Annotated in this window: 3 protein-coding genes and 1 pseudogene; 3 read left to right on the top strand and 1 reads right to left on the bottom strand. The window is 65.1% G+C overall.

Features of this window, described 5'->3' with window-relative positions:
* Nucleotides 1-224: pseudogene (locus AX735_RS25870) on the top strand (cupin domain-containing protein); the annotation flags it as partial.
* 8 nt (nt 225-232) lie between these two features.
* Here the strand turns inward: AX735_RS25870 and AX735_RS12850 are convergent.
* Nucleotides 233-775, bottom strand: coding sequence for a pseudouridine synthase (locus AX735_RS12850; protein ID WP_066280768.1), 543 nt, complete (start codon nt 773-775; stop codon nt 233-235).
* 97 nt (nt 776-872) lie between these two features.
* Between AX735_RS12850 and AX735_RS12845 the strand changes: the two genes are divergently transcribed.
* A complete protein-coding gene (locus AX735_RS12845; protein ID WP_066280766.1) occupies nt 873-2,006 on the top strand; it encodes a zinc-binding dehydrogenase in 1,134 nt (377 codons plus the stop codon).
* Nucleotides 2,007-2,288: 282 nt separating this feature from the next.
* Nucleotides 2,289-2,725 (top strand): glycine zipper 2TM domain-containing protein (locus AX735_RS12840; RefSeq protein WP_066280762.1); only part of this gene is annotated, 437 nt, incomplete at its 3' end.

Below are 2,725 nucleotides of genomic sequence, written 5' to 3'. Positions count from 1 at the left end.
TGCTTCGCAACTTCGCAAGCCGGTTCGTGTTCGTGCGTGATGGCGAGGGGTTGGTGCTGTTCGTCGATGGCGAAACCTATCCCTGCACCGGCTCGGCTGCACGCTTTGCCGAGGCCTTGTGCGCTGCGCATGAGGTCGAGATCAGCGAGGCTGACGATGCGGTGCTTGCGCTGCTGCTGGACCTCGCCAATCGCGGTGCGATCGCCTTTGAAGAGGACGACTGAGCCGCCGCTCAGCGGACGTCGAGCGCCCGCCACGCGCCGGGCGCAAGGCTTTCGAGCGTCCAGTCGCCCACCTGCCAGCGCACCAGCCGGAGCGTCGGGAAGCCGACTGCCGCAGTCATCCGCCGCACCTGTCGGTTCTTGCCCTCGCGCAGCGTGAGCGCGATCCAGCCATCGGGCACGGTCTTGCGAAAGCGCACCGGCGGGTCGCGGGGCCACAGATCGGGCGGATCCAGCCGCTGGGCGAGTGCAGGGCGCGTCATCCCGTCCTTGAGCGCCACGCCGCTTCGCAACTTCGCAAGCGCCTCGTCGCTGATCGCCCCTTCGACCTGCACCCAATAGGTCTTGGCGAGCTTGTGGCGGGGATCGGCGATCCTCGCCTGCAAGCGCCCGTCATCGGTGAGCAGGACCAGCCCCTCGCTGTCCTGATCGAGCCTTCCGGCGGGGTAGACGCCCGGCACATCGATGAAATCCGCCAGTGTCGGCCGCGATCCATCGCCGCTGAACTGGCAGACGACGCCATAGGGTTTGTTGAACAGGATCAGCCGGGGCAAGGAAAAGGCACTTTCTGCGCGTGATGGGTGGCTTTGTCGGCCAAGGCTTGGCACATGGGAGCATCCCACAACAACCCCTTTAGAGAGAGGCCGTGCCATGACGCTTCCGTCAACCTACAAGCAGATGATCTCGACCGTCAGCGCCGAGGGCGAGCTGACCATGGAGCTGGTCGACAAGCCCATGCCCGAACTGGGCGAGGACGAGGTGCTGATCCGCGTCGAGGCGACGCCGATCAATCCGTCGGACCAGGGCGTGATGTTCGGATGGGCCAGCATGGCCAAGGCGACGAGCAGCGGCAGCGGCAAGGAAACGAAGCTGACCGCGCCGGTCTCGCCCCAGGGCATGGGCGTGATGAAGGCCCGCATCGGCCAGGCGCTCACCGTCGGTAACGAAGGCGCGGGCACCGTGGTCGCCGCAGGGTCGGGCGATTATGCGCAGAGCCTGATCGGCAAGGTCGTCGCGGTCATGGGTGGCGGCATGTATGCCGAATATCGCAAGGCTTCCGCCATGATGTGCCTGGTGCTGCAGGACGGCCACACCGCGCGCGACGGCGCGTCGTGCTTCGTCAACCCGCTCACTGCGCTGTCGATGATCGAGACGATGCGGATGGAAGGCCATAGCGCGCTGGTCCACACTGCGGCGGCCTCCAACCTCGGCCAGATGCTCAACCGCATCTGCCAGGCCGACGGCGTCGAGCTCGTCAACGTGGTGCGCAAGCCCGAACAGGCCGAGCTGCTGCGCGGCATGGGCGCGAAGCATATCGTCGATTCGAGCAGCGAAAGCTTCATGGCGGATCTCACCGACGCGATCCATGCGACCGGCGCGACCCTGGCGTTCGATGCGACTGGCGGCGGCAATCTCGCCTCGAACATCCTGACCGCGATGGAGGGCGCAGCGGCGCGGACGCCCGGGGCTTACAGCATCTACGGTTCGGTGCATCACAAGCAGGTCTATCTGTACGGCGGGCTCGACACGTCGCCGACGGTGCTCAGCCGCGGCTATGGCATGGCCTGGGGCGTCGGTGGCTGGCTGCTTCCCAATTTCCTCGCCAAGGCAGGTGTCGAGGTCGCCATGCGGCTTCGCGCGCGCGTCGCCGAGGAGCTGAAGACCACCTTTGCGAGCCATTATACCGATGAGCTTTCGCTGGAAGAGGCTCTGCAGGCGGATGTGGTGGCGCGCTATTATGCCAAGGCGACCGGCGAGAAATTCCTGATCTGCCCGCAGAAGTGATCGGGTGGGGCGAGGGATGGTCATATCCCTCGCCCTCCTCGTCATTCCCGCGAATGCGGGAATCCAGCTTTTGCGCGTGTCTTGCCATGTAAAGCGAGACGCCCGCCTTCGCGGGAGTGACGATATAGGGCGTCGTGCCCATATGATGTCCACCGCCAAGTCCTTCATGAAAACCTGCTGACAGATGAACAGCCTTCCCACGATCCGTTCAGTTTTGCTCCCTTAAATATGAACACAACGGATGGCGAATCGGCGCTGTCCCGGTCTCAAGGGAGACAGATCATGAAGAAGTTCATTCTTGCTGCTGCCGCCGCCGGTGCAGTCACCATTTCGGCCGCCCCTGCCATGGCAGCGCCGGTCGCCAGCTACGCGCCCAGCGCTTCGCAGGCTTATGGCGTCGATTATCGTGCGCCGGTTGCCCATCAGTGGCGCGGTTATGACGATGACTGGAACCGTCGTGGCTATGACCGCGGCTATGGCCGCAACGATCGCTGGGACGACCGCTATGACCGTCGTTTCGACCGCCGCCAAGCGCGTGGATGGAACGGCCAGGCCTGGCGCGGAAATGACGGCCGCTACTATTGCCGTCGCGACAACGGCACCACCGGCCTGCTGATCGGTGGCGCAGCGGGTGCCCTGGCCGGTAGCGAGATTGCAGGCCGTGGTGACCGCACCACCGGCGCGCTGATCGGCGGTATCGCAGGCGCGCTGCTGGGTCG

Origin of the sequence: Blastomonas sp. CCH1-A6 (assembly GCF_001556365.1) — a bacterium.
GTDB classification, from domain to species: Bacteria; Pseudomonadota; Alphaproteobacteria; order Sphingomonadales; family Sphingomonadaceae; genus Blastomonas; species Blastomonas ursincola.
This window is presented reverse-complemented; position numbering and strand designations above follow the sequence as displayed.

Coding starts and splice junctions, on each gene's coding strand:
- AX735_RS12845 (WP_066280766.1), top strand. CDS start 873: ATGACGCTTCCGTCAACCTACAAGCAGATGATCTCGACCGTCAGCGCC.